Annotated in this window: 32 protein-coding genes; 24 read left to right on the top strand and 8 right to left on the bottom strand. The window is 71.2% G+C overall.

Features of this window, described 5'->3' with window-relative positions; all coding sequences use genetic code 11:
- The first annotated feature begins 25 nt into the window (after positions 1 to 25).
- The 17 genes from ACGWYJ_RS29970 (at position 26) to ACGWYJ_RS29890 (ending at position 13,766) form a co-directional block, all read left to right on the top strand.
- A complete protein-coding gene (locus ACGWYJ_RS29970; protein ID WP_395109790.1) occupies positions 26 to 1,255 on the top strand; it encodes a phage major capsid protein in 1,230 nt (409 codons plus the stop codon).
- A gap of 87 nt (positions 1,256 to 1,342) precedes the next feature.
- Positions 1,343 to 1,747 (top strand): hypothetical protein, encoded by a 405-nt coding sequence (locus ACGWYJ_RS29965; protein WP_395109789.1) that lies wholly within the window; start codon positions 1,343 to 1,345, stop codon positions 1,745 to 1,747.
- 11 nt (positions 1,748 to 1,758) lie between these two features.
- Positions 1,759 to 2,028: a hypothetical protein gene (locus ACGWYJ_RS29960; RefSeq protein ID WP_395109788.1), complete on the top strand. Its 270-nt coding sequence runs from the start codon at positions 1,759 to 1,761 to the stop codon at positions 2,026 to 2,028.
- 3 nt (positions 2,029 to 2,031) lie between these two features.
- Positions 2,032 to 2,856, top strand: a complete 825-nt coding sequence (locus ACGWYJ_RS29955; RefSeq protein ID WP_395109787.1) for a hypothetical protein — start codon at positions 2,032 to 2,034, stop codon at positions 2,854 to 2,856.
- Complete coding sequence (locus tag ACGWYJ_RS29950; RefSeq protein WP_395109786.1) at positions 2,856 to 3,044, top strand: hypothetical protein; 189 nt, start codon at positions 2,856 to 2,858, stop codon at positions 3,042 to 3,044. Before ACGWYJ_RS29955 ends, ACGWYJ_RS29950 begins: the two co-directional genes overlap by 1 nt.
- Positions 3,041 to 3,487: a hypothetical protein gene (locus ACGWYJ_RS29945; RefSeq protein WP_395109785.1), complete on the top strand. Its 447-nt coding sequence runs from the start codon at positions 3,041 to 3,043 to the stop codon at positions 3,485 to 3,487. The genes ACGWYJ_RS29950 and ACGWYJ_RS29945 overlap by 4 nt, the downstream gene beginning before the upstream one ends.
- Before the next feature lie 25 nt (positions 3,488 to 3,512).
- Complete coding sequence (locus tag ACGWYJ_RS29940) at positions 3,513 to 4,022, top strand: hypothetical protein (RefSeq protein ID WP_395109784.1); 510 nt, start codon at positions 3,513 to 3,515, stop codon at positions 4,020 to 4,022.
- Positions 4,022 to 4,417 carry a hypothetical protein gene (locus ACGWYJ_RS29935; protein WP_395109783.1) on the top strand — a complete coding sequence of 132 codons (396 nt, stop codon included), beginning with the start codon at positions 4,022 to 4,024 and terminating at the stop codon, positions 4,415 to 4,417. The genes ACGWYJ_RS29940 and ACGWYJ_RS29935 overlap by 1 nt, the downstream gene beginning before the upstream one ends.
- A complete protein-coding gene (locus tag ACGWYJ_RS29930; RefSeq protein WP_395109782.1) occupies positions 4,417 to 4,902 on the top strand; it encodes a hypothetical protein in 486 nt (161 codons plus the stop codon). The genes ACGWYJ_RS29935 and ACGWYJ_RS29930 overlap by 1 nt, the downstream gene beginning before the upstream one ends.
- The gene (locus tag ACGWYJ_RS29925; protein WP_395109781.1) at positions 4,902 to 5,414 is read left to right on the top strand and encodes a hypothetical protein; all 513 of its coding nucleotides are present in this window, start codon (positions 4,902 to 4,904) and stop codon (positions 5,412 to 5,414) included. The genes ACGWYJ_RS29930 and ACGWYJ_RS29925 overlap by 1 nt, the downstream gene beginning before the upstream one ends.
- On the top strand, positions 5,411 to 5,767 hold the full coding sequence (locus tag ACGWYJ_RS29920; protein WP_395109780.1) for a hypothetical protein: 357 nt from the start codon (positions 5,411 to 5,413) through the stop codon (positions 5,765 to 5,767). Before ACGWYJ_RS29925 ends, ACGWYJ_RS29920 begins: the two co-directional genes overlap by 4 nt.
- Positions 5,768 to 5,856: 89 nt before the next feature.
- Complete coding sequence (locus tag ACGWYJ_RS29915; RefSeq protein WP_395109779.1) at positions 5,857 to 6,093, top strand: hypothetical protein; 237 nt, start codon at positions 5,857 to 5,859, stop codon at positions 6,091 to 6,093.
- A 14-nt stretch (positions 6,094 to 6,107) separates the two neighbouring features.
- A complete protein-coding gene (locus ACGWYJ_RS29910) occupies positions 6,108 to 9,434 on the top strand; it encodes a hypothetical protein (RefSeq protein WP_395109778.1) in 3,327 nt (1,108 codons plus the stop codon).
- Positions 9,435 to 9,445: 11 nt separating this feature from the next.
- Positions 9,446 to 10,303, top strand: coding sequence for a phage distal tail protein (locus ACGWYJ_RS29905; protein WP_395109777.1), 858 nt, complete (start codon positions 9,446 to 9,448; stop codon positions 10,301 to 10,303).
- 10 nt (positions 10,304 to 10,313) lie between these two features.
- Positions 10,314 to 11,393 carry a hypothetical protein gene (locus ACGWYJ_RS29900; RefSeq protein WP_395109776.1) on the top strand — a complete coding sequence of 360 codons (1,080 nt, stop codon included), beginning with the start codon at positions 10,314 to 10,316 and terminating at the stop codon, positions 11,391 to 11,393.
- A 10-nt stretch (positions 11,394 to 11,403) separates the two neighbouring features.
- On the top strand, positions 11,404 to 11,769 hold the full coding sequence (locus tag ACGWYJ_RS29895) for a hypothetical protein (protein ID WP_395109775.1): 366 nt from the start codon (positions 11,404 to 11,406) through the stop codon (positions 11,767 to 11,769).
- Between the two features lie 8 nt (positions 11,770 to 11,777).
- Positions 11,778 to 13,766 carry a hypothetical protein gene (locus ACGWYJ_RS29890; protein WP_395109774.1) on the top strand — a complete coding sequence of 663 codons (1,989 nt, stop codon included), beginning with the start codon at positions 11,778 to 11,780 and terminating at the stop codon, positions 13,764 to 13,766.
- 108 nt (positions 13,767 to 13,874) lie between these two features.
- On the opposite strand, the gene ACGWYJ_RS29885 is transcribed toward ACGWYJ_RS29890, so the two are convergent.
- The gene (locus ACGWYJ_RS29885; protein WP_395109773.1) at positions 13,875 to 14,192 is read right to left on the bottom strand and encodes a DUF6221 family protein; all 318 of its coding nucleotides are present in this window, start codon (positions 14,190 to 14,192) and stop codon (positions 13,875 to 13,877) included.
- Between the two features lie 32 nt (positions 14,193 to 14,224).
- On the opposite strand from ACGWYJ_RS29885, the gene ACGWYJ_RS29880 reads away from it, so the two are divergent.
- The 5 genes from ACGWYJ_RS29880 (at position 14,225) to ACGWYJ_RS29860 (ending at position 16,977) form a co-directional block, all read left to right on the top strand.
- On the top strand, positions 14,225 to 14,764 hold the full coding sequence (locus tag ACGWYJ_RS29880) for a hypothetical protein (protein WP_395109772.1): 540 nt from the start codon (positions 14,225 to 14,227) through the stop codon (positions 14,762 to 14,764).
- Positions 14,754 to 15,074 (top strand): hypothetical protein, encoded by a 321-nt coding sequence (locus tag ACGWYJ_RS29875; RefSeq protein ID WP_395109771.1) that lies wholly within the window; start codon positions 14,754 to 14,756, stop codon positions 15,072 to 15,074. The genes ACGWYJ_RS29880 and ACGWYJ_RS29875 overlap by 11 nt, the downstream gene beginning before the upstream one ends.
- A gap of 508 nt (positions 15,075 to 15,582) precedes the next feature.
- Complete coding sequence (locus ACGWYJ_RS29870; RefSeq protein ID WP_395109770.1) at positions 15,583 to 15,729, top strand: hypothetical protein; 147 nt, start codon at positions 15,583 to 15,585, stop codon at positions 15,727 to 15,729.
- Between the two features lie 94 nt (positions 15,730 to 15,823).
- On the top strand, positions 15,824 to 16,603 hold the full coding sequence (locus ACGWYJ_RS29865) for a CHAP domain-containing protein (RefSeq protein ID WP_395109769.1): 780 nt from the start codon (positions 15,824 to 15,826) through the stop codon (positions 16,601 to 16,603).
- A gap of 104 nt (positions 16,604 to 16,707) precedes the next feature.
- Entirely contained in the window at positions 16,708 to 16,977 is a 270-nt protein-coding gene (locus ACGWYJ_RS29860) for a hypothetical protein (protein ID WP_395109768.1), read from the top strand.
- Positions 16,978 to 17,192: 215 nt separating this feature from the next.
- Here ACGWYJ_RS29860 and ACGWYJ_RS29855 read toward each other — a convergent pair whose 3' ends face one another.
- The 3 genes from ACGWYJ_RS29855 to ACGWYJ_RS29845 all read right to left on the bottom strand — a co-directional run bounded on the left by ACGWYJ_RS29855 (position 17,193) and on the right by ACGWYJ_RS29845 (position 18,514).
- Positions 17,193 to 17,540, bottom strand: coding sequence for a hypothetical protein (locus ACGWYJ_RS29855; protein ID WP_395109767.1), 348 nt, complete (start codon positions 17,538 to 17,540; stop codon positions 17,193 to 17,195).
- Positions 17,537 to 17,758: a hypothetical protein gene (locus tag ACGWYJ_RS29850; RefSeq protein WP_395109766.1), complete on the bottom strand. Its 222-nt coding sequence runs from the start codon at positions 17,756 to 17,758 to the stop codon at positions 17,537 to 17,539. The genes ACGWYJ_RS29855 and ACGWYJ_RS29850 overlap by 4 nt, the downstream gene beginning before the upstream one ends.
- Before the next feature lie 510 nt (positions 17,759 to 18,268).
- Positions 18,269 to 18,514, bottom strand: coding sequence for a hypothetical protein (locus ACGWYJ_RS29845; protein ID WP_395109765.1), 246 nt, complete (start codon positions 18,512 to 18,514; stop codon positions 18,269 to 18,271).
- A gap of 200 nt (positions 18,515 to 18,714) precedes the next feature.
- On the opposite strand from ACGWYJ_RS29845, the gene ACGWYJ_RS29840 reads away from it, so the two are divergent.
- The gene (locus ACGWYJ_RS29840; protein ID WP_395109764.1) at positions 18,715 to 19,695 is read left to right on the top strand and encodes a multiprotein-bridging factor 1 family protein; all 981 of its coding nucleotides are present in this window, start codon (positions 18,715 to 18,717) and stop codon (positions 19,693 to 19,695) included.
- 298 nt (positions 19,696 to 19,993) lie between these two features.
- Here the strand turns inward: ACGWYJ_RS29840 and ACGWYJ_RS29835 are convergent, their stop codons facing one another.
- Together ACGWYJ_RS29835 and ACGWYJ_RS29830 are read right to left on the bottom strand one after the other, a co-directional pair.
- Positions 19,994 to 20,332: a hypothetical protein gene (locus ACGWYJ_RS29835; protein WP_395109763.1), complete on the bottom strand. Its 339-nt coding sequence runs from the start codon at positions 20,330 to 20,332 to the stop codon at positions 19,994 to 19,996.
- Entirely contained in the window at positions 20,329 to 20,568 is a 240-nt protein-coding gene (locus tag ACGWYJ_RS29830; protein ID WP_395109762.1) for a hypothetical protein, read from the bottom strand. Before ACGWYJ_RS29830 ends, ACGWYJ_RS29835 begins: the two co-directional genes overlap by 4 nt.
- Before the next feature lie 94 nt (positions 20,569 to 20,662).
- Here ACGWYJ_RS29830 and ACGWYJ_RS29825 point away from each other — a divergent pair, with 94 nt between their 5' ends.
- Positions 20,663 to 20,974, top strand: coding sequence for a GntR family transcriptional regulator (locus ACGWYJ_RS29825; protein WP_395109761.1), 312 nt, complete (start codon positions 20,663 to 20,665; stop codon positions 20,972 to 20,974).
- Here ACGWYJ_RS29825 and ACGWYJ_RS29820 read toward each other — a convergent pair.
- Complete coding sequence (locus ACGWYJ_RS29820) at positions 20,971 to 21,450, bottom strand: DUF4352 domain-containing protein (protein WP_395109760.1); 480 nt, start codon at positions 21,448 to 21,450, stop codon at positions 20,971 to 20,973. The two genes, ACGWYJ_RS29825 and ACGWYJ_RS29820, sit on opposite strands and share 4 nt — an antisense overlap.
- A 49-nt stretch (positions 21,451 to 21,499) precedes the next feature.
- Complete coding sequence (locus tag ACGWYJ_RS29815; RefSeq protein WP_395109759.1) at positions 21,500 to 22,363, bottom strand: hypothetical protein; 864 nt, start codon at positions 22,361 to 22,363, stop codon at positions 21,500 to 21,502.
- Positions 22,364 to 22,407 lie beyond the last annotated feature (44 nt).

Genomic DNA, 22,407 nt, shown 5'->3' with positions numbered 1-22,407 from the left:
AACGACCTTGAGGGGAGGTCTCGCCGTGAGCGAGATCGTCAAGAGGCTGCGGGACCGGCGTGCCAACGTCTGGGAGCAGGCGAAGGAGCTGGCCGACCGCGCAGCCGAGGAGAACCGCGCGTTCACCGCGGAGGAGCAGGGCACCTGGGACGGCCTGAACGGCGAACTGGACGCCCTGGACAAGCGCATCAAGTCGGCGTTGGAGGTCGAGGAGCGCGCCAAGGCCGCCGACGAGGCGTTCGAGCGGGTGGCGGGTAAGCCCGCCGAGCCCGGCGTGCAGCAGCGGCAGCACACCGACGAGGAACTGCGGGCGTTCCTGCGCGGCGAGGGCCCGCGCGCCTACGAGGTCAAGCCGACCGGCCCGGTGAACTTCCGTGACCTGTCCAAGCTGTCGGCCAGCGCGGGCGCCAACACGGTCCCGACCAGCTTCTACGACCGGCTTGTCGCGCATCTGATCGAGACCAGCGCCATCATGCAGTCCGGCGCGACGATCCTGAACACCGCCTCGGGCGAGTCCATTCAGGTTCCCAAGACCACGTCGCATTCCAGCGCGGCGATCGTCACCGAGGCGGGCTCGATCTCCGAGTCGGACCCCGCGTTCGGGCAGGTCACCCTGGGCGCCTACAAGTACGGAACCATGATCCAGGTGTCCCGGGAGCTGCTGACCGACACCGGCGTGGACCTGGAGGGCTACCTGGCCATGCAGGCCGGGCGGGCGCTGGGCAACGCGTTCGGCGCGCACGCCGTCACCGGCACCGGGTCCTCGCAGCCGCGCGGCGTGGTGACCGACGCGACCCTCGGCAAGACCGGCGCGGCCAGCGCGACACCGGCCGGTGGGTTCACCGCGGACGATCTCATCGACCTGTTCTACTCGGTGATCGCGCCGTACCGGATGAGTACCGCCTGCCGGTGGCTGATGAAGGACGCGACGGCGGGTGAGGTCCGCAAGCTCAAGGACGAGAACGGCCAGTACCTGTGGCAGCCGTCGCTCGTCGCCGGCGCCCCGGACACCATCCTGGGCAAGCCGGTCTTGACCGACCCGAACGTCCCGGCGGTCGCCAACAGCGCCAAGTCGGTGCTGTTCGGGGATTTCTCGCAGTACTTCGTCCGGCTCGCCGGAGGGATCAGGTTCGAGCGCAGCGACGACTACGCATTCGGGTCCGACCTGGTCTCCTTCAGGGCCCTGATGCGTGCGGACTCGGCGCTGGTCGACCTCACCGGCGCGGTGAAGTACTTCATCGGGAACGCCAGTTAGGGTCCTGCGGCTCGGTCTCACCAGAACGCGGCCGGGCGGGTTTCACGCGAGGGGGCCCGCCCGGCCGTTCCAGCAGAAGGGGAAGAGATGCCCACCTATGACGACGTCGTCGTCGTGCGGTCGCTCGGCCCGGCCGCGCGTACGGCTACGGCGAACGGGTCCGCGGTCGACACCGTGCAGAACGGCGGCATGCAGGATGTGGTGCTGGTCGTCGACGCCGGGACCGTCACCGACGGGGACCACGCCATCACCGTGCAGGAGTCGGCGGACGGCTCCACCGGCTGGGCCGCCGTCGCCGCGGGGAACGTGCGCGGCACGCTGCCGACCCTGGCCGACGACGCCGACGAGGCGGTGACGATGGTCGAGGTGCGACCAACCAAGCGGTACGTGCGGGCGGTGTCCACCGTGACGGGGTCCCCGTCCACGGGCGGGGTGTACTCCGCGACGTTCATCCTCGGCGCGCCCCGGTTCAAGCCGGTCAGCCACTCCTGAGAGGCGACGGGATGAAGATCAGGCTCAAGGTCGAACTGTCCGGTACCCGCGACGGGGTCCCGTGGCCGCCGCGCGGTGAGGTCGTCGACCTGCCCGACGCCGAGGCCGCGGACCTGTGCGCGGCGGGCATGGCCGATCCGGTCGCCGAGCGGCCCGTCGAGAAGGCCGTCCCGCCCGCCGAGGACGTGCAGGAACGTGCCGAGCCCAAGCCGGAGGCCGAGGCGAAGTCCGTCAGGTCGAAGGCCGCGAGCAGGCCGCGTAGCCCGCGCAGGAGCGGCTGAGGCGTGATCGACCTTGGGGGCGTCTACCGGGTGGCGGTGGACGTCCGCGACGCCGGCGGGACCCTGGCCGACCCGGCCACGGCGACGTTGACGATCACGCTGCCCGACGGGACGACTGCAACGCCGTCGGTGAGTCTGCCGCCCGCCGAGACCGGCAAGGTGGTCGTGGACTACACCACGACGCAGGCCGGGCGGCACGTGTGGCGGCTGGTCACGACGGACCCGGTGTTCGCCTACAGCGACGTGTTCGAGGTGCTGGCCGCCGACCCGCGGCAGTTGGTGAGCCTGGCCGACACCAAACGGCACCTGAACATCCCGCTGGCCCGCACCACCGACGACGAGGAGCTGCGCGGGTTCGTGCTGGCGGCGACCGAGGTCATCGAGAACCACGTCGGCGCCGTGGTCCGCACCACCCACACCGAGACCTTCGACGGCGGCCGGGAGTCGCTGACGTTGTCACACGCCCCGGTCCTGTCGGTCACGTCCGTGACCGAGTCCGGCACCGAGGTGGACGCTGGCGGCTACTGGCTGGACGCCGAGGCGGGGATCCTGCGCCGGGTCCTGTCCGGCGTGCCGTACTGCTGGCGGTACGGCGTCGGCAACATCGACGTCGAGTACGTGGCGGGGAGGTCGTCGGTGGCGGCGAACATCTCCCGCGCGGCGCTGATCATCATCAAGCACATGTGGGAGACGCAGCGGGGCGTCGGCGGCGGCCGACCGCAACTGGGTGAGACCGAGCTGGTCACGGCGTCCGCGGGCGGGTCGACGTTCTCGGTGCCGCGGCGCGCGCTGGAGCTGCTGGGCGACCCGGTTCCGGGGGTGGCGTGATGACGAACTGGCGCATCAGGAAGGACCGTCCCGAGTGGTCGGTCGTCCCTGAGCGGCCATGGGGCGTCTACGAGTGGTGCCCGGACGGTGCCTGCTGGGGAAAGCGGCGGTGCTTCGCCACGTGGACAGAAGCGATCGGCTGGCTGACCGAGGCGTGGCCGGTGCTTGAGCCGGATCGTGCCGCATGACAACCGTCTCCACGGTCCCGGCGGCGCTGGACGCGCTGGTGTCGGGCCTGACCGCGGCGGTCCCGGACGTGCAGATCTCCGACGGCCAGCCGATCACCACCGAGGTCGATGTGATCTGCATCGGGTTCAGCGGCGTTGCCGGTGAGCCGGGTGTGGAGTCGACCCGCACCCGCGAGCAGTTGGCGCGGGAACCGGACCGGGAGTCCTACGACATCTCCTGCCTGGCGTCGACGTTCTCGGGTGACACCGATGCCAAGGCGGTCCGGGACCGGGTGTACGAGCTGTTGCAGGCCGTGGCGGACTATCTGGCGCTGAATCCGACGCTGGGCGGCGTGGTGATGCAAACGCGGCTGTCGGCCGAGACCTACACGCCGTGGCAGACCGACGAAGGCGCGATCGCCGACATCCGGTTCGTGATCCACGTGGACGCGTTCGCTAGCTGAACATTTCTCTCGAAGGGCGAAACTCATGGCTTTGACCAGCCGTGTCTCTGTGGAGCTGGCCGCGGTCCTGACCGGCACGGCCGATTTCGGCGCGCCGAGTTCGCGGGTGAACATCTCCCAGCAGCTCGACCTGGCCTCGGGTACGGGGGCGGGTAAGGCGGACAAGATCTGGTCGGATCGGCGGACCATCGCGGCGTCGGATTCGGAGGAGCTGGACCTTGCAGGGTCGCTGACCGACGTGTTCGGCGGGACGATCACGCTGGCGACCGTCAAGGTCTTGTACGTCAAGGCGGCTGCCTCCAACACCAACGATGTCGTGCTGGGCGCGGCGGCGGAGAACGCGTGGGACACGCTGCTGGGCGACGCGGGCACGGTCACCCTCAGGCCGGGCGCGGTGTTCCTGGTCGCGGCGACGTCGGCGAACCCGTGGGGGGTGACGGCCAGCTCGGCGGACCTGCTGAAGGTCGCCAACTCCTCGTCGGGGTCGTCGGTGAGCTACGACATCGCCGTCGTGGGCGCGACGGCGACGAGCTGATGCGCGCCACGATCAGCCGTGCCGAGGTGCAGGCGCTGTGCCGCTCGCTGGGCGCCGACCTCGCCGAGGTCTCCAGTGTCCAGGTCACCGCGCAGGCGGTCACCGTCATTGCAGAGTCCGGGACCACCGTGATCCCCGTGGTCGGTGCCGACGGCGCCGAGCGGGTGGCGATGCGGCATCCGCGTCTGCCGGGCCGCCTCATCCACGTGCGCCCGCGCGGTGTGGGACAGCGCGCCATGGCCGGGTGGGAGGTCGCCCCGCCGCCCGGACCCCCGCCCACCGATCCGCCGCCGCACAGCGGCACCAACCAAGAGGCCCCGGCCGAGCCCGGGGCTTCGTCGTCTCCGGCGCCGCGTCGGCGCAAGGCCACCAAGAAGCAGCAGGAGGACGGCTGATGGCCGCCAGCAGCATCTCCGCGTCCACGCGGTACATCAACAAGGGCGTCACCAAGTTCCTGTGGGTGGAGTCCATCTCCAGCCTTTCCGCGCCGACCCGCGAGGAGTTGGACGCGGGCACGGACCTGTCCAACGAGATCCAGGAGATCGAGGGCTGGGTCGTGGAGTCGGCCAGCGTGGAGACCCCGGACCTGGGCTCCACGTTCACCGGCAGCATCCCCGGGTCGACCTCGGCCGAGGACTCCTCGATCACCATGTACGCCGACCTGGGCGGCACGGACGTGCGCGACGTCATCTCCCGCGGCGACAACGGGTACATGGTCATCATGGACGGCGGGGACATCGCCGGCCGGACGATGGACGTGTTCCCGGCGCGGGTCGGCAGCCTGGGCAAGAACCGATCGGTGGACGACGACCCGGCCACCATCACGATCTCCTTCTACATCACCGACGAGCCGGTCGAAGACCTCGCGATCCCGTCCTGATGGCCCGCGACCTTCAGTTCCGCATCCAGCAGGGACAGCAGTTCCGGGACCTGTCACGGCGGCTGCGGGAGATGGAGGACGGCAAGGAGATCGCCAAGCGGCTGCGGCGTGAGCTGCGGCGGGCGGCGCGCCCGATGGTCCCGGCGGTGCGGGCGGCGGTGCTGGCCACCCCGTCGCGGGGGGACAACGCGCGGCGGGGCCGGGCGTCGCTGCGCCGCAGCATCGCCCGCGCCACCCAGCTCCAGGTGAAGACATCCGGGTCCCGGCCGGGCGTGCGCGTGTGGATCAACCCCAGGCGTATGCCCGAGGGGCAGCGCAACCTGCCCGCCTACATGGAGGGCATCAAACCGTTCGACCGGTGGCGGCACCCGGTGTACGGCGACGAGAACACGTGGGTGACGCAGGAGGCCCGCCCGTTCTTCTACAGGGCCATCAGGCCGTACGAGGACGGTGTGGTGGAGGCGGGCGATCGTGTCCTGCGTGAGATCGCCAGAGAGATAGAGGTGCGATGAGCAGCAAGGCGACCGCCGCACGCGCGGCAGCGGCCGAAGGCGACAGCAAGCCCCGCACGATCACCTTCGGGGACGGTGAGGACGCTCTCACCGTGGAGCTGCCGCGCAAGTTCAAGCGGTTCAAGTTCATGCGGGCCATGGCGCGCGGTGACGTCGCCGGATGCCTGGACGCGATCTGGCCGCCGTCCAAGGGCCGTGACGCGCTCGGCCAGGACATCGACGAGCCCCACCCGACGGTGGCGCAGATCGAGGACCTGGAGTTGGACCACGAGGAGTTCCTGGACGCGTTCGAGCAGATCGGCCAGCACTTCGGCGGGACGAATCTGGGAAACTCCAGCTCCTCGCCCGCCTGATCCTGGCGTGCAGCGAGGACGTCGAGGCCGACCTGGCGCGGCACTATCCGCGCGACGGTGATCAGCTCCCCGCGTTCTGGGCGGGGCGGATGAGCCTGCGCCGCCTGCATGTGCTGGTGTCGCACCTGCCCCTGGATTCGCACACCAAGCAGGCGATGTTCGGCGAGCGGGTGGCGACGTGGACGCCGCTGGGTGCGCAGTTGCACGGCGTCCTGCACGGCCTGGCGGTGGCGAACTGGCAGCGCTCGGGGGGCAAGCGCGGCAAGCCGAAAGAGCCCAGGCCGCCCGCGGCCCGGATCCGCATTGACCTGCCCGATGACATCTGAGCCAGGGGGGTGACGTGGCCCGTTCCGTCCTGCTCAACCTGATCGGCCAGGATCGTGTCTCCCGCGTGATGCGCCGGGTGCGCCGCGAGGTGGAGGAGACCGAGGAGAGCGTCGACCGGTTCAATCGGACGTCCTCCCGGATGGGCCGCGACACCGACACGGCGTTCAGCCGGGTCGCCAAGTCGATCGGCGCTGCGTTCAAGGCGGGCGCCAAGCTCGCCTCCATCGGCGCGGGCATCGGTCTGGCGCTGCATCAGGTCGCCGCGCTGGCGGCCGAGCTGGCGCCGCTGGCCGGGCTGCTGGCGGGGATCCCCGCGGCGGTGGCGGTCGCGGGCGCGGCGTTCGGAGTGCTCAAGCTCGCCCTGTCCGGTGTCGGCGACGCGTTCAAGGCCGCCATGGGCGACGACGCCGAGAAGTTCGAGGAGTCGCTGAGGGGGCTCGCTCCGGCGGCCAAGACGGTCGCGCGGGAGCTGCGTGCTTTGCGCCCGACCCTGCTGGGCGTCCGCAACGCCGCCCAGCAGGCGTTCTTCGCCCCGCTGCAGGGCCAGCTCAAGGCGACCGCGGCCGTGCTGGCCGGCCCTTTGCGCAACGGCGTGCGGGGGGTGGCTCGGGAGTACGGGCTGGCTGCGGCGGGCGCGCTGCGGTTCGCGCGTGAGGGCCGTACCGCGTCGGCGCTCACGAGCGTCTTCGCGGGCACGCGCAAGGCGATCGCGGGTTTGCGCCCGGCGCTGAACCCGGTTCTGGCGGGGTTCCGGGACATGGCGGTGCAGGGCGTGGGGACGCTGACGCGTCTCGCGCAGGGCGCCGGCCAAGTCGGTGCGCGCTTCGGCGAGTGGATGCAAAGGTTCGCTGCCAGCGGGGGCGTGCAGCGCGCCTTGGAGGGCGCGCTGGGCGTGGTGAAGATGCTCGGCGGGCTGCTGCTGAATATCGGCGGCATCCTGAACTCGATCATTCAGGCGGCGTCGTCGCAGGGCGGCGGGCTGCTGGGGTTCCTCGGTCAGGCGGTCGCGCAGCTCAACGCTTTCCTGAAGACCGCGCAGGCGCAGGCGGCGCTGCGGTCCTTCTTCGCCACGATGAACCAGCTCGGCGCGGCGCTGGCGCCGATCGTGCCGATCGTGGGGTCGCTGGCCGCCGCGCTGATCTCCGCGCTGGCGCCGGTCGTGCGCGCGCTGACGCCGCTGCTGTCGCTGCTGGTCGGCGCGCTAGGGCAGGTGCTCGGGTCGCTGACGCCGATCTTGGCGCCGCTGTCGGCGATGATCGTGTCGCTGGCGTCGGGGCTGATGCCGATCCTGCGGCCGATCATTGCGGCGATCGCGGCGACGGCGCAGCAGATCGGCGGGGCGCTGGTGGCGGCGCTGACGGCGAGCCTGCCGAGCCTGCAGCAGATCGTGGTCGCGGTGGCGTCGCTGCTGCCCGAGCTGCTGCCGTTGCTGCCGCTGTTCTCCGAGCTCGTCCTGACGATCTTGCCGGTGGTCCCGGCGGTGACGCAGCTCGCGGCGGTGCTGATCGGCTACCTGGTGCCGGTCGTGCGGGTGCTGATCCAGGCCCTGGTGCAGTACTGGACGTTCGTCGTGGGCCTGCTGATTCCCGTGTTCCGCACGATGGTCAGCGTCGTGCAGTGGGTGGCGCGGACGATCGGCCCGCTGTTCACCTGGTTGTGGCAGAACGCCATCGGCCCGGCGCTGCGCGGAATCGCGGCGGCGGTGGTGTGGCTGTGGCAGACGATCCTGGTGCCCGCCTGGAACGGGATCAAGGCCGTCATCTCCGGGGCGTGGGCGGTCATCAAGCCGATTTTCAACGTGATCGCGACGGTGCTGAAGGTCGTGCTGGGCGTCGCGTTCGTCGTGCTGCGGACGATCGTGCAGGTCGCGTGGATCGGCATCGCCACACAGATCAAGATCGCATGGGGCGTCATCAAGCCGATCTTCAACCTGATCAAGGCGTTCGTCTCGAACGTCCTCGGGCCGGTGTTCCGCTGGCTGCTGAACAACGTGATCAAGCCGGTGTGGAGCGCGATCAGCACCGCGATCACCTTCGTGTGGAACCGGGGCATCAAGCCCGCGTTCGACAAGCTGAAGTCCGCTGTCGGCACGCTCGGCGGCGCTTTCAAGTCGGCGGTCTCCGCGATCAAGACGCAGTGGGACAAGCTGAAGAACGTCGCGAAGGCGCCGGTCAACTTCGTGATCGACATCTACAACAACGGCATCGCGGCCCTGGTGAACAGGCTGGCCAAGTTCGCCGGGGTCGGCGGCATCGGCAAGATCCCCAGGCTGGCCAAGGGCGGCATCCTGCCCGGGTACGCGCCGGGCGTGGACTCCCTCATCGCCGCCGTGTCGCCGGGCGAGGCGGTGATGAGACCGGAGTTCACCCGCGCGGTCGGGTCCGGCTTCATCCTCAAGGCCAACGACGTCGCGCGTCGCTCCGGCGTGGAGGGTGTCCGGCGGTGGCTGACCGGCCCGGACGCCATGGGCGGCGAAGGTCTCGCTTTCGCCCGCGGCGGCATCGTACCCGGCTTCGCGGGGCGGTTCGCGTTCGGCGGGATCATCGGCGACTTCGTGAGGGGCGTGAAGGACTTCACGATCGGCAACGTCGGCAAGGCCGCCAAGGGCCTGCTCGACAAGATCCTCACCAAGGTGCCCGGGTCGGGCATCTGGCGGGACGTCGTCAACGCCGTCCCCGCGTGGATCAAGGACACCGTACTTAAGTGGATCAAGTCCAAGATCGACTCGTTCGGTGGTCCCGGTATCGGCAGGGCGGTCCAGTTCGCCCGCGCCCAGGCGGGCAAGCCCTACGTGTGGGGCGGCGTCGGCCCGGGAGGGTACGACTGCTCCGGGTTCATGTCCGCACTGGTCAACGTCATCAAGGGCCGCAACCCCTACAGTCGCCTGTTCACCACGCACGGCTTCACCGGCCCCCGCGGACCGGCCGGGTTCGTCCGCGGCGCCCGCTCGGGGTTCACGGTCGGCGTCACCCATGCGGGCGTGGGCCATATGGCGGGGACGCTGGCGGGCAAGGTCAACGTCGAATCGAGGGGCAGTCGTGGTGTCGTGGTCGGCCCGGCGGCGCGCGGCACCTCCAACGGCCTCTTCAGCACTCGCTACGGGCTGAAGTTCGACGACGGCGGATACCTGCCACGGGGCCTGAGCCTGGCCTACAACGCCACGGGCAGCCCCGAGCCCGTGCTGACGTCGGCGCAGTTCGACGCGCTGGCCGGCGGTGCGCCCGGTGGGCGTCCGGGGCCGCTGGTGGTGATCGAGAAGGTGATCGTCGAGGACCGGGCTGATGTGGACATGGTGATGCAGCAGATCGAGTTCCGGCTGCGCGCGGCGGGTCTGGCCTGATGCTCACCTCCGTGAAACTCGTCAACGGGTCGCGTGAGCTGGTGCTGCTGCCCCGCCAGGACGACGGCATCTACCTGCAGTCTTTGGACGCGCCGATGCCGGAGGTGCGCGCCGTGACCGAGGCCCGCACCGACGACGACGGGGAGCGGGACACCACGGCGCTGTTCGGGTCGCGTGCGTGCTCGATCGAACTACTGGTGACCGAGGCGGCGCGCACGTTCGAGGACGACATCGCCCGTTACCTGCACCCGCGGGTGCGGCCGTACCTGGTGGTGGAGGACACCGGCTGGTCGCAGGCCCGCAGGCTCGGGTTGCGGTCGGACCAGTTCTCGGCGCCGCTGGGCGTGGACCTGCCGCTGCGGGACGGGCGGCGGGTGCAGGTGCAGTGGCGGTGCCCGGACGGGGTGTGGGAGGCCGACGCGCTGTCGTCGGCGACGGTGAACGCCGACGTCGATGCGACGACCGGACTGAGCCTGCCGTTTTCTCTGCCGGTGGCGCTGGCGGCGACGCAGGCGTCGGGCGCGGCCACGGTCAGCAACGTGGGCGCGGTCCCGGCGCATTTCACGGCGCGGCTGTACGGGCCGTGCACGGACCCGTCGCTGCGCAACGAGACCACGGGTGAGGAGATCACGTTCGCGGGCGGGCTGGTGCTGGCGCAGGGCGACTACGTGGAGGTCAACACCAGGGACCGTACCGCGTCGCTGACGATCAACGGGTCGTCGTCGGCGGTGGACCGCTTGGGGTTCCTGGACTGGGCGGCATCGTCGTGGTGGCAGCTGGAGCCCGGGATCAACCAGATCCGGTACGCGCCGTCGGCGACCTCGGCGGGTGCGGCGGCGGTCATCGAGTGGAGGTCGCAGTGGCTGTGAGGGGTGGCGTGTGACGCTCAGGACACCGATCTGGGTGCAGGCCGACGAGAGCGACCCGGAGGTCGAGTACTCGGGGATCGTGCTGCGTGGGTTCCTTCGCGCGCTGTTCCACAACGAGGGCGTGTGCAACACGACGTCCGGGGACCTGACGGTCAGCCAGCGCGCGGCGGGCGCCAACTTCTCCGTGGACGTCTCGCCGGGGTTCTGCGTGATCGAGGGCGATGACGTCGCCGATCAGGGCTACTACCTGTGCGAGTCGACGGCGACGGAGAACCTGGTGATCCCGGCGGCGCCGGGGTCCGGGTCGCGGGTGCACCGGGTGGTGGCGCAGGTCCGCGACGCGCTGCACAACGGGTCGGAGACGACGTACGAGTGGGAGCCGGTCCTGGTGGAGGACACCGACGGGTCGGGTCCGCCGGACGTGCCGGACTCGGCGATCTCGCTGGCGACGGTGACGGTGACCTCGTCGCACACGAGCATCACCGACGCCGACATCACCGACACCAGGGTGAACGCGACTCCGCTGATGGGCCGGCCCCGGTGGGTCGGGTCGAATGAGGAGCGTCCCCTGAACCCGGTGACGGGGGAGATCATCCACCGGACGGACCAGGACCTGCATGAGTTCTGGACGGGGTCGGCGTGGCAGACGCTGGGCACGCAGAACCCGCCGACCGCGCGGCTGAACGCGCTGTCCAACCAGTCGATCCCCAACAGCACGCACACCGCGGTCGCTTTCGGGAGTGAGGCCGAGGACACCCACGGCGGCCACAGCAACTCCTCCAGCAACAGCAGGTACGTCGCGCCGATCAGCGGCGTCTACCTGGTGTCGGCGACGGCGGTGTGGACGGGCGACCCCAACGGGATCCGCGAGTTGTCGGTGCGGTCTGACGGCTCGTTCTCCCTGGCGGGTGACCGTCAGCTCGCGGGTTCGGGGACGGTCACGCTCGTGCAGAGCGTCACTCGCCTGATGCGTCTGAACGCGGGGTCGTACGTGGAGGCCGTGGTGTGGCAGTCCAGCGGGGGGTCGCTGGCCCTGGATGCCAGCTTCCAGGGCGGCTCGCGCATGGAAATCTGCTGGCTGCGTCCGTAAAGGGGGGCCGATGGGTTACACCGACGCGGTGAAGAACGCGATGCTGGAGTTGACGGATGAGTCCGGCGGGTCGCAGGCGATCACTCACGTGTCGTTGCACACCGATGACCCGGGCACGACGGGTGCGGATGAGGTGACGGGCGGGTCGTACGAGCGGGTCGCGGTCACGTGGGGCGCCGCGTCCGGCGGAGTCAAGAGCAACACGAATCAGCTTCAGTTCCAGGTGCCGTCCGGTACGACGGTCACGCACGTGGGCGGCTGGTCGGCGTCCAGCGGTGGCACGTTCCGCGGCGGCGGCGCCCTGTCCGCGCCGCAGCAGTTCGCGACGTCCGGGACGTACACGATCGCCGCGGGCGACCTCGACCAGACGATCTAAGGCGGGCCATGCAGCTCGTCAACAACGCCGACGGCGGGGTCGAGGACGCCACCGTCACCGCGCTCAACTCGGGTGGCGCGAGCGGGGACGCGTTCGACACGGTCGTCGGCACCCCGAACATCACCTTCGATGACGAGCACGCCTACGGGCCGCGCGCCTACAAGGTGGCCGTGGCCGCCGCCACCACCCCGCACCAGGTGGTGTGGACCTCGTCCAGTGTCGGCACCGTCGGGGAGATGTGGGGCCGGCTGTACCTGTGGTCGGCCGCGCACCCGGCCGACAACCGGCTCGGCCTGGTCAGGTTCCTGGTGGGCGGGTCGCAGGCGGCGCGGCTGATCTACCAGACCGACGGCACGCTCCTGGTCTCCGACGCGGGCAACGGGCCCGAGATCGCCACCACGGGCACGGTGCCGACGGGGCAGTGGTGCCGCATCGAGTGGCACATCGTGTTCGTGGCGACGTCGGCGACGATCGAGGTCCGCCTGTACAACGGCGCGGATTCGGCGACGGCGACGGAGACGATCAGCACCACCACGGCCAACGGTGTCGGCGTCAACTGCGACCGCGTCGAGATCGGCGCCTACCTCAACGGCTTGCCGTCCACCTGGACCGGGTGGATCGACAATATCGAGGTCAACGACAGCGACTGGCCGGGCCCTGCGACCGAGGAGCATTCGGGGTCGGCGACGATCTCCGGGGCGCTGGGCATGGGCGCCTCGGGTGCGCCCGCCGTGGACGGGTCCGCGACGCTGGCGGGGGTGCTGGCGGTCACGGGCACCGGTTCCCCGTCGGTGGGCGGGTCCGGGACGCTGGGCGGGCTGCTGACGCTGTCGGCGTCGGGGACGGCGGACACGGGTATCGGCCTGCCGCCGCGGCCCAGGGTGCGGTGGCAGCTCGTGGCGGGCCCGGCGTCGGGTGGGCACACGCGGGGGCTGACGACGGCGACGAACCGCCGGTACGTGGCCAAGCTCACCGACGCCTCCGAACTCAGCTTCGTCCAGGACGGCCGCCATCCGGAGTCGGAGTTCGTGCAGGAGTTGACCACGGACGTGCACGTCCTGTGGACCGACAGCTCGGGGCAGACGCGGATCCTGGACCGGCTGCGGGTGGGCGACACCCAGCGCGACATCACCGAGGACTCCCACACCAAGCAGGTCACCTGCCTGGACTACACCGAGGTCCTGAACCGGCGCATTCTGTGGGACGGCGCCACGCTGACCTTCGAGAGCGAGGACCAGGCGGAGATCGCGTGGTCGCTGATCGAGTACACCCAGAGCCTGGACGGCGGGCAGCTCGGCATCGCCAAGGGCTGGACCGGCACGACACCGACCGGGGTCACGCGGGACCGCACGTACGAGCTCGGCGACTCCATCGGCGAGCGCATCCAGGAGTTGTCCGAGGTCATCGACGGTTTCGACTGGGACGTGCTCCCGACGTCGGCGTCCGCGCTCGCGTTGCGGGTGTGGTATCCGCAGCGCGGCACCGACCGGGGCGTCGTCCTGGAGTACGGCGGCCTGGTCGCGTCCGCGCAGCGCGCCGTGACCACCGGCGACTACGCCAACGCCCTCCGCTACACCGGTGGCGGGGAGACCCCGCCGACGCCGGTCGAAGAGGTCGACCCGGCGATCGGCGACCGGGACGAGGGCCGGTGGGACAAGGCGTTCGGCGACGACGGCCTGATCACCCAGTCCGCGTTGGACGACCGGGCGGCGTGGCAGCTCGGGCAGTCGATGGTGGTGCCGGTGCAGTGGACGGTGCGGCTCAAGCGCGGTGGGTGGCGTGGCCCGGACCACATCTGGCTCGGCGACACGGTACGGCTCATCGTGCGGGACGGCGACCTGGCCACCGACCAGCAGTACCGGGTGTACGAGGTGGCGATCGACCTGGACGGCGACGGCGGCGAGTCCGTCACCCTGTCGCTGGGCGGGCCACGGCCGGACTTCCGCAAGCGGGCCAGCGAGACGCAAAAGCGGCTCCGGAATCTTGAAAGGCGCTGAACGCAGGCCGGGACGTTCTCGATCCCCTGATCTCGGCGCGTCCCTGTTCTGTGGGGCGACGCGGGCCTAGGACCCCCGCGCATCGCCTGCGCGACCTCGGCATAGCCGCTAGAGCCGCCACGCCATGACGTGGTCGGGGTGGTCGACGTACGGCAGCGCGAGCAGGCGGAGCGTGTCGCAGTAGCCGAAGGGGCCGACGCCCTCTTCGCGGTCGTGGTGGCAGGTCTCGCAGCCGAATTCCGGCGAGCCCGAGATGGGCCATGAGGCGCGCACGGGCCTGTGCTCGTCGATGATCCGCCGCTTGGCTTCCACGTCCAGCCTACGGCGCTCGCTGAACTCGTCGCAGTCCCGATACTCGTTCGCGCCTTCACAGGACTGCAGGTCATCCTCCAGCCGCGCGTACAGGAAAGCCACCAGATCGTCCATGCCATCCAGTGTCGCCGATCCAGGGAGCGCCGATGACGACCGTCACCACCACGCCCGACCAACGGCTTGTCGCGGTGTACGCCGATGACGCGCCCGTGTCGGCGACGATCCCCGTGGATAAGTCCGCCTCCACCGGCACCGTCCGCGTGATGCGGGTGGTCGTGCCGGTGAAGGCCGGGGACGTCCTGGACATCACGGCCGAGGCCCGCGTCACCAACGACGTCGGGTACAACTGCGGCGTCGGGTCCTACCTGGCCTGGTACGACGTGGACGACGGGATCGCCTGGCCGCACGCGCAGCCGTGGACGCGGATCGGCACCTCCACCGGCGACAACGTCGACCCGCAACGCCACCACATGCCGCTCACCCTGACCCGCGCCTACGTGGTGCCCGCGTCCTGGCCGGACGGCCACCGCATGGTGATCAACCTGATGGTGGACGGGCACTCCACCGCCGCGCAGTCCGGGGACACCCTCACGGTCGACGACTACGGGCAGATGATCGTGCGCCGCTGGACGGCGGCACAGGGGTTCCTGACCGTGCGAATAGACAGGGGGCGCGGTGCCAAATGAGCCCAGTCTCTGGGATCTGCAGCGCCTCATCGAGCGCAACCACGCCGACGCCCGCGAGGACATTCTCGACCTCAAGGCGCAGATGGCCAGCGCCGCTCAGGCCAACGACGAGCGGTTCCGGCTGTACCTGCTGCGTGAGGTGTTCGAGGCCCGGGAGGGGTCGATGCTGCTGCGGATCGGGGCGCTGGAGAAGTCGGCGGAGACTGCCAAGACGCAGATCCGGGGGGCGCTGATGGCGTCGGCCGGGTCGGTGATCGCCGGGATCCTGATCGCGATCGTGCTGTCGGTGGTCCTGGGCGGCAAGCCGTGACGGGCAAGCAGGCGCGGGCGCGCGGGCTGGACGTGGCGATCCTGCTGGGCGTCGTGCTGGGTGTGCTGGGTGTGCTGTGGATCGCGCTGGGATATGTGGGGCTGCGCGCCGACCTGGATCGTGAGCGGGCCGAGAGCCGCGCCCTCGCCCAGCAGGTGCGGGACCTTGGCGGCGTGCCGAAGGTGTCGCCGACACCGGGCCCCGCTGGTTCTCCCGGACCTGCCGGCAGTCCTGGCGGTCCCGGCGCTCCCGGCAGCCCCGGCCCGGGTGGTTCTCCGGGGAGTCCCGGATCTCCTGGCGCCCCGGGTTCGAGCGGCGCCCCCGGCCCGCCCGGGGTGCCAGGTCAGGACGGCGGCTCGGGTCCTGCCGGTCCGGCCGGGCCTGAGGGGCCGCGGGGTGAGACCGGACCCCGGGGCGAGCAGGGCCCGCCCGGTGAGACCCCGCAGACCGTGTACTGCACGCCACCGATCCCGCCCACGGGGGCGTGGACCTGCACAACGGAGAGGCCATGAGCGAACCCGAACGCGAGGACATGGACGCCGTAGACGTCCACCCCGACGCGCACCGCGCCACCGAGCTCGACGAGGAGACCGTGCTGAAGGAGCTGTACGGCGAGCCTGACACCTACGGCGTGTACCGGGGGGTGGAGGCGTAATGGCTCCGATCAGGGTCACCCCCAAGGAAAAGCCGCCGCCACCTCCGCCGCCGTCCGGCAAGCGGCGCGCCTGCAACTGTGGAGGGACGCGCTGATGGGCACCGCTGCCGCCATGCTGGCCGAGGCCCGGCGCTCCCTGGGCGTGCGTGGCCGACCGAACTACATCACCCAGGACTACGCCAAGCGGCACGGCTCGGCATTCCTGCGCGCCGCGTGGTGTGACATGGCGGTCACCTACTGGGCGCGGCACTCCGGCAATGCCGCTGCGGTGCTGCCCGGCGGGGACCGCGCCTACACCGTGTGGCACGCCCAGGACTTCCAGAAGATCGGACGCTGGTATCCCGGGACGACGGCGAACGTCAACCGGGCCAAGCCCGGGGACATCGTGTTCTTCGACTGGGGCGGCACGAACGGCATCGGCGCGATCGACCACGTCGGGATCGTCGAGAAGGCGCTCGGGGGCGGGCGCGTGCAGACCATCGAGGCCAACACCGGGGACGCGTGCCTGCGCCGCGTCCGCTCCGCGTCCGTCATCGCCGGGTACGGACGCCCGGCCTACTCGGGCTCGCCGTCGGGCGGGTCGGTGGTGAAGGAGGATCCATTGATCGGGCTCAAGAAAGGCGACAGAGGGCAGGCCGTCAAAGCCCTACAGGAGATGATCCGCTACGCAGGGCAGGGCGCCTACCTGGACGCGCACGGCGGCACCGACGGCGACTACGGGAACGGCACGGCCGAGGCGCTGCGGCGGGTCCGCGCATCGGTCGGGTCCAACGCCGGGCCCGGCTACGGCGACAAGGTGGACGGCTGGGCGTACGCGCAGCTCCACGCCGCCGTGGCGCGCAACCAGGGCAAGCAGGCCCTGAAGAAGGTCTGAACCCCAAAGGAATCCTTTCGCGTTGGTCGGCTTGCCCAGGTCGGCAACCTGGCCGACCTGCGAGAACGTGGCGGCGCCGGCCGCCCTGTGACCTAGGAGGTCGCATGAACGACTACATCCTGAGCCTGGTGCGGACCTATGTCCCGATCGGCTGTGGCCTCGCGCTGACGTGGCTGGCGCGTGAGCTGGGCGTCGTGCTGGATGAGGACACCGGCGCGATGGCGTCCACGGTCGCCGTCGCCGTGGTAACGGCGGGCTGGTACGCCGCCGTCCGCGCCCTGGAGGCGGTCGACCCGCGGATCGGCCGGGTGCTGCTCGCGCTGGGCATGGGCTCTGCGCCGACCTACCAGCGGTCCCGGGGGCTGCCGCGGTGAGCCCGTCCTTCACCTACGCGCGAATCCGGTCCGGTGCGGGGACACCGGACCCCCGCGTGCCGTAGCCTGGGCGCAGGTCGGGGCTCTCCGGGGGCAGCGGCTGCGTGGCCGACCGGATCCCAGGGGTTCCACTCCCCACCCGCGTGCATCCCCGACCACGCGAACGGCCCGTCCCTTCGGGGGCGGGCCGTTTCGTCGTGCGCGGAACCTTATGCCTAGGCGTCCACGAAATGCGCTTGCCGGACTTCGGGCTTGTCCTCAGTGGGCTTGTAGATCGGCCAGCCGGGCGTACCGCACCCGGCCGCGTGAAGCACGGTGCGGACGTTGGCCAGGAACAGCCGGATCGCATCCGCCTCAGTGTCGGCCGTGATGCCCATGAGAATGCTGGACCACCGGTCAGCGATCCTCACGGTGATGTCCGGGTCGATGATCTCATCGTCGACCTCGCCGAGGTCGTAGAGGGCGTCGGTGACGGCGTCGGTGAAGGCGTCGAACTCCTCGTCGGTGTCGCGCGCTGGGTCGTCGCAGACGAAGGTGAGGTCGGCCTTCAGGTAATAGGTCATCGTGGCTCACCCCTTCCAGTCCAGCACGTCGCCCGGCGTAGCTCGCCGAGCAGGTTCTTGACGTAGTTCGGGTCCGATGGCGTCAGTCTCACCGTCTTCTTGCACTTGCGAGGGCACGGACAGTACATCTTCCAGTACTTCTTCTTCCGGAAGACCCGCCATCCCTTCTCCTCGGCCTCCTTGCGGATCGCCCTCAGCTCCTTGCCGAGGTCGGGCATTTCGCCCTCCTGTGATTTGAGTCTAAGCCGGACCTTCATAGTGGACTAGAGCGGGGTTCGATACTTGAGACTTATCTCGCCAAAGCGTGACCGCATAGTGACGCGGGATGCGGTCATCCTGCCAAGACCCCCGCGCGCAGCGACGCCCCCGCACCTCCCAGAGGAGGAGCGGGGGCGGCATCGTCATCCCCAGGGGCCGGTCACCCGGTGACGCTGGGCGCCATGTAGTAATGCGGCTCGTCCGGCCGCGACCCGCCGGGGGGTGTGGACGGGGACGGGCCGGGCCGCCGCCCACAGGTGCACCGGCCCGCCCCCTGCCGTGACCGGGACGTCCTGCCACGCCCAGCGGCCACGGGGCCTCACTTCGGTTGCTGTGGCGGCTTCGGCTGCTGCGGCGGCCGAGGCTCCGGGTGACCGGAGGTGCGGCGCCCATGCGGGCAGTCGGGGCCGCACGGCGGATCGAACGGACACGGACCGGCCATCACCAACCTCCTCGCGCGTCGGCGCCGATCACGCCTCCCACCCCCACGCGCGGCGGATCGCGCGCTCCAGCTGGGCGGGCGCCTCCGCCTCGACCAGCCGATCGACCGGGCCGACGATCGCCCACCAGTGGCCGGTGAACGGCCCGTACCAGGCCATGACGTTGTACTGCTGCCGGAGCATCCGGACGATCGGGCCGCGGCTCGCCTCGACGATCGGGTCGGGGTCCACGATCGTGGCGCCGGGGGCAGCGCCGGGCGCCGTAGGATCTGCCATAGGTCGGACCTCGCTTCCGGCCGAGGCCCCGGGGAGCGGTGTTCGCCCACCGTCCGGGGCCGTCCTATGTGTGCCGTGCGGCACGTTGACCCCTCTACCAGACACCCGTGAGGGCTACCGTGGGGAGGTGCTGCCTGCTGCCTGCCGGGTCAGGCAGCACCCAGGCAGCGGACGCACCGGGGCGAAACGGGGCGATGCGAATGACGTTCGGCGAGCGACTCCGCCAGCTCATGGCCGAGCGGGGAATCAGCCAACGGCGCTTGGCGCGCCTCGTCCCCTGCAACGACGGGTACCTGTCCAAGCTGGCCCGTGACCTGCAAGTCCCTTCCCCCGACATGGCCCGGCGCCTTGACGAGCTGCTGGACGCCGGCGGGCACCTGGCGGGCCTGCGGGTGGGCCTGGGCGGGGCGGTGAGCCTGGACGACCGCGAACGCATCGCCGCCGCCCTGGCACGGCCCGCCCGCCTCGACGAGGCCACGCTTGACGCGCTCGACGCCGTCCTGGCGGGTCAGCGCCGCCTGGAGGACGCACTGGGACCCGCCGCGCTTCTCGGCCCCGTGTCAGGGCAGCTGGACGCCGTCACGGCCCTGGCGAAGGAGGCACGCGGCCCCTTGCGGGAACGGCTCGGCCGGACCACTGCCGAGTGGACGGTGTTCACCGGATGGCTGAACGCCGCGCTGCGCCGCGACGAGCAGGCCCTGGCGCTGTTCCGCCGCGGCGAGGCCCTGGCGGATGAGTTCGATCACGGCACCGTCGCCGCGCTCGCCGTTAGCTTCGCCGGGTACGTGGCGCGCAAGCAGGGCCGTTACCGGGCGGTGCTGCGGGCGTCGGCGGCGGCGCTGGCCACGCCGGGCGCGCACCCGGCGCAGCGCGTGTTCGACCGGCTCCAGTCCGCCCGCGCGCACGCGGCCCTGGGTGATGTGGAGCTGGCGCGGCGGATCCTGCACGAGGCCGCCGACCGGGCGGACGAGGTCGCCGACCCGCCGCCGCCGATCTACTGGTACAGCCCGCCGTTCTTCCGGCTGGTCACCGGGATCGCGCTGTCGTCCGTGGGCGACCACGAGTCGGCGGCGGCGCTCGTGGCGGAGGGGAAGGCGGCCCTGCCCACCGAGCAGCGGTCGGCGGAGTGGGTGGCCGAGTTCGACGAGATCCTCGAACGCGACCGCGCCGCGTCAGGCTGAGCCCGCATCCTCGCCGGAGTCGTCGTCCTCGTCCAGCCGGTCCAGGGCGTCCTCCTCGCCGTCCAGCTCCTCATGCGCCGTGGACGGCGGATACCGGTCGCTCATCACACCTCCTCGTGGGGCCGTGGCCCCGGGCCGGGGGACGGCAAGGCCGGAGCCACGGCCCGCCTGGTCCCGCGGGGGCGGGCGCACGCCATCAGCCCCGGCCCCCGCGGGCGATCCGATGGGCGGGCCCCTCACGGGCTAGAAGAAGGGGCCCGCCCCCCGCCGCGGCCGTCCCCCCGGCCGGCCGCGGGGTCTACTGGGCGGCGCCGGTCAGCAGCGCCCGCCACCACTCCACCGCGAGCGCTCTGCGCACCCGCGCCGTCTCGTGCACCTCCGCGCGCCGCACACCACGCCACCGGGTGCGCCGCACCACGAAAGCGCCGCCCACCATCAGCAGCTCATAGGACAGGTCCCGGCACCGCTCGCACGTGTGGCCCTGCACCCGCGCCGCGTCCGGCCTGCCCGCCACGGGCAGCCACTCGATACCCCAGGCGCCGTCCAGGGGCGGCGCGGGGTGCCGTCCCGCGCACCCCTCCAGCTCTGCGCGGATCGCACCGCTCGGGTAGGGCCGTGCCGCCGCGTCCGCGCTCACGCCCCATCGACCGCCCGCTCGGCGCGGGCGACCATCTCCGCCTTGACCGTCTCGGCCAGGCACAGCCATTCGAGCTCGCGGGGCGTGGAGGCGGTCACCTCGTCCCGGCACCCGTAGATCCGCTGGTAGTCGGACAGTCCCTCGACCCGCACGGCCCGGAAGGTGGAGTCGTGCCGGTCGTAGTTGGTGATGTAGCCGGGGATCAGCGGGGCCGCCTGCACCTGATGGGGGGTCATGCGCGGCATCGTAGGACAGCATGCATAGCCATGTATAGCGATCCATGGCTTTCCATCAGTTTACGCAGGTCGGCATGGCCGTACGGTCCGGTGTATGGCCGAGCCACCGCCGTTTGAGCCCGTCGACGAGGGACCCGAATACGTCTACGTCCAGCTCGCCGACCACATCGCCGCCCTCATCACGTCCGGGCACCTGCGCCCCGGGGCCAAGCTGCCCTCAGAGCGGGACCAGGCCGAGGAGTACGGCGTCGCCTACCTCACCGTGCGGCGCGCCATGCAGGAGCTGCGCGAGCGCGGCCTGATCGTGACCGTGGTCGGCAGGGGCACCTACGTGTCTCGGCGGCCGGACAGCGCACCGCCCGCCTCCCGGGCAGGGGAGACGGGCGGCCAGGACGGGGACGGCTAGGCCACCTCGGCGCGGGCCTGCTCCGACAGCACCTCGTTCGTCATCGCCACGACCTTCGGCGTGAACCGCCCGCGAGCGCACACCAGCCCCTTGGCCTTCTCGCCCGGCGCCAGCGTGGTCGTGTCGATCTGCCCCTCGTACTCGCCCAGCGCGTCGGACGTCTCGTGCTTCTCGCCGGTGCTGTCGACCAGGCTGAAGTACAGCGGGTTGACCGCCAGATTGCTGTTCTTGCGCCGGTTGGTGACGGTGACGTGCACGCACGACAGCGGCTGCCCGGCCGACAGGATCGACCGCTTGGCCTTGGCGTGCTCGGCGACGAGCTTGACGGTGACCTTCTTGGCCGGCTTCGAGCTGCCGGACGCGCCCTTGGCGTCCTCGGCCTCGGCGGGCTGCACGGCCGTCGGCTCCTCCGGGACGGCGCAGCCGGCCACGGCGAGCGCCACGGCGGCGAGCAGGGCGACGATGATGGTACGCATGGGGGTTCCCCCCGTTTCGGGTTGTGGATGGGTGGTGGACGGCGGGGGGCTACTCCGGCGCGCGTGATGATGGGACGCGGCCGGAGAGTCGACGGTGGACGCGGCGGCCGAGTGCGGACACGCGGCGTCCGGTGGCGGTCACGGCGCGGCGCGCGGTGCGGGCCGTCCGGCCGTACAGGGTGGAGCACACCACGGCGAGCGCGGTCAGGACGTAGCGGACGGTGGAGACCCGGCGGGTCGGTCGGCGGATGGGGCGCTCCAGCCCTTCACGAGCGCGATCTTCCCGTACCGGCGCCGGAGCACGTCCCGCAATGTCGCGAGGCTCGGGTTGCTGAACTCCCGGCCGTCCGGCCCCGTGCACTCGTACAGGTAGCCGACCGGGCGGGCGGCACTGCGGTTGCGGTGAGCCATCCGGACGCACCGGGTAACTGTGATCTCCATGGCGGTCTCCTCGGGCTTGTCGCGGCGCTGGTGTGGGCTCAGGCTTGACGGTGGGGCGGTCTAGTAGCAGGTGCACGGGCATGCCGAGTCGCCCAGCCTGTCGGTCGGGCAGTCGGGGTCGTCGACGCAGTTCATGCAGCACATGCAGTCCGGACAGCCGTACTCCTCGTAGGCGTCGTCCATCGGTGCTCCCGTTCTCTCGTTCGGCGGTGGCCGCATGCGGACGCGGCGACGCGGGCTCGGCGGGCTTGGCGTCAGGCTTGACCGCAGGCTTGACCTCGGGCTCGGCCTTCGGCGCGGTGGCCTTGGCCAGGCGGGTGATGCGGCCGCGGGTGCGGCGCAGCAGCGTGGTCAGCTCGTCGGCCAGGCCGCGCAGCTCCTCCAGGGTGGCGGGCTCGCGGCGGTCCAGGAGGGCGCGCAGGTCGCCGGCCAGCTCGGCGCCTGCGGCGGCGGCGGTCAACGTGGCGGCCATTTGTGGGATCCCTCCATATCCGTCCCTCCGTGGATATGAATCCC

This window comes from Actinomadura sp. SCN-SB, from assembly GCF_043906805.1.
Lineage (GTDB): Bacteria > Actinomycetota > Actinomycetes > Streptosporangiales > Streptosporangiaceae > Spirillospora.
This window is presented reverse-complemented; position numbering and strand designations above follow the sequence as displayed.

Excerpts from the sequence above, each read along its gene's own strand:
- ACGWYJ_RS29965 (WP_395109789.1), top strand. The coding sequence starts at position 1,343 with ATGCCCACCTATGACGACGTCGTCGTCGTGCGGTCGCTCGGCCCGGCC.
- ACGWYJ_RS29960 (WP_395109788.1), top strand. The coding sequence starts at position 1,759 with ATGAAGATCAGGCTCAAGGTCGAACTGTCCGGTACCCGCGACGGGGTC.
- ACGWYJ_RS29950 (WP_395109786.1), top strand. The coding sequence starts at position 2,856 with ATGACGAACTGGCGCATCAGGAAGGACCGTCCCGAGTGGTCGGTCGTC.
- ACGWYJ_RS29945 (WP_395109785.1), top strand. The coding sequence starts at position 3,041 with ATGACAACCGTCTCCACGGTCCCGGCGGCGCTGGACGCGCTGGTGTCG.
- ACGWYJ_RS29940 (WP_395109784.1), top strand. The coding sequence starts at position 3,513 with ATGGCTTTGACCAGCCGTGTCTCTGTGGAGCTGGCCGCGGTCCTGACC.
- ACGWYJ_RS29935 (WP_395109783.1), top strand. The coding sequence starts at position 4,022 with ATGCGCGCCACGATCAGCCGTGCCGAGGTGCAGGCGCTGTGCCGCTCG.
- ACGWYJ_RS29930 (WP_395109782.1), top strand. The coding sequence starts at position 4,417 with ATGGCCGCCAGCAGCATCTCCGCGTCCACGCGGTACATCAACAAGGGC.
- ACGWYJ_RS29925 (WP_395109781.1), top strand. The coding sequence starts at position 4,902 with ATGGCCCGCGACCTTCAGTTCCGCATCCAGCAGGGACAGCAGTTCCGG.
- ACGWYJ_RS29920 (WP_395109780.1), top strand. The coding sequence starts at position 5,411 with ATGAGCAGCAAGGCGACCGCCGCACGCGCGGCAGCGGCCGAAGGCGAC.
- ACGWYJ_RS29915 (WP_395109779.1), top strand. The coding sequence starts at position 5,857 with ATGAGCCTGCGCCGCCTGCATGTGCTGGTGTCGCACCTGCCCCTGGAT.
- ACGWYJ_RS29895 (WP_395109775.1), top strand. The coding sequence starts at position 11,404 with ATGGGTTACACCGACGCGGTGAAGAACGCGATGCTGGAGTTGACGGAT.
- ACGWYJ_RS29890 (WP_395109774.1), top strand. The coding sequence starts at position 11,778 with ATGCAGCTCGTCAACAACGCCGACGGCGGGGTCGAGGACGCCACCGTC.
- ACGWYJ_RS29885 (WP_395109773.1), bottom strand. The coding sequence starts at position 14,192 with ATGGACGATCTGGTGGCTTTCCTGTACGCGCGGCTGGAGGATGACCTG.
- ACGWYJ_RS29880 (WP_395109772.1), top strand. The coding sequence starts at position 14,225 with ATGACGACCGTCACCACCACGCCCGACCAACGGCTTGTCGCGGTGTAC.
- ACGWYJ_RS29870 (WP_395109770.1), top strand. The coding sequence starts at position 15,583 with ATGAGCGAACCCGAACGCGAGGACATGGACGCCGTAGACGTCCACCCC.
- ACGWYJ_RS29865 (WP_395109769.1), top strand. The coding sequence starts at position 15,824 with ATGGGCACCGCTGCCGCCATGCTGGCCGAGGCCCGGCGCTCCCTGGGC.
- ACGWYJ_RS29860 (WP_395109768.1), top strand. The coding sequence starts at position 16,708 with ATGAACGACTACATCCTGAGCCTGGTGCGGACCTATGTCCCGATCGGC.
- ACGWYJ_RS29855 (WP_395109767.1), bottom strand. The coding sequence starts at position 17,540 with ATGACCTATTACCTGAAGGCCGACCTCACCTTCGTCTGCGACGACCCA.
- ACGWYJ_RS29850 (WP_395109766.1), bottom strand. The coding sequence starts at position 17,758 with ATGCCCGACCTCGGCAAGGAGCTGAGGGCGATCCGCAAGGAGGCCGAG.
- ACGWYJ_RS29845 (WP_395109765.1), bottom strand. The coding sequence starts at position 18,514 with ATGGCAGATCCTACGGCGCCCGGCGCTGCCCCCGGCGCCACGATCGTG.
- ACGWYJ_RS29840 (WP_395109764.1), top strand. The coding sequence starts at position 18,715 with ATGACGTTCGGCGAGCGACTCCGCCAGCTCATGGCCGAGCGGGGAATC.
- ACGWYJ_RS29830 (WP_395109762.1), bottom strand. The coding sequence starts at position 20,568 with ATGACCCCCCATCAGGTGCAGGCGGCCCCGCTGATCCCCGGCTACATC.
- ACGWYJ_RS29825 (WP_395109761.1), top strand. The coding sequence starts at position 20,663 with ATGGCCGAGCCACCGCCGTTTGAGCCCGTCGACGAGGGACCCGAATAC.
- ACGWYJ_RS29820 (WP_395109760.1), bottom strand. The coding sequence starts at position 21,450 with ATGCGTACCATCATCGTCGCCCTGCTCGCCGCCGTGGCGCTCGCCGTG.
- ACGWYJ_RS29815 (WP_395109759.1), bottom strand. The coding sequence starts at position 22,363 with ATGGCCGCCACGTTGACCGCCGCCGCCGCAGGCGCCGAGCTGGCCGGC.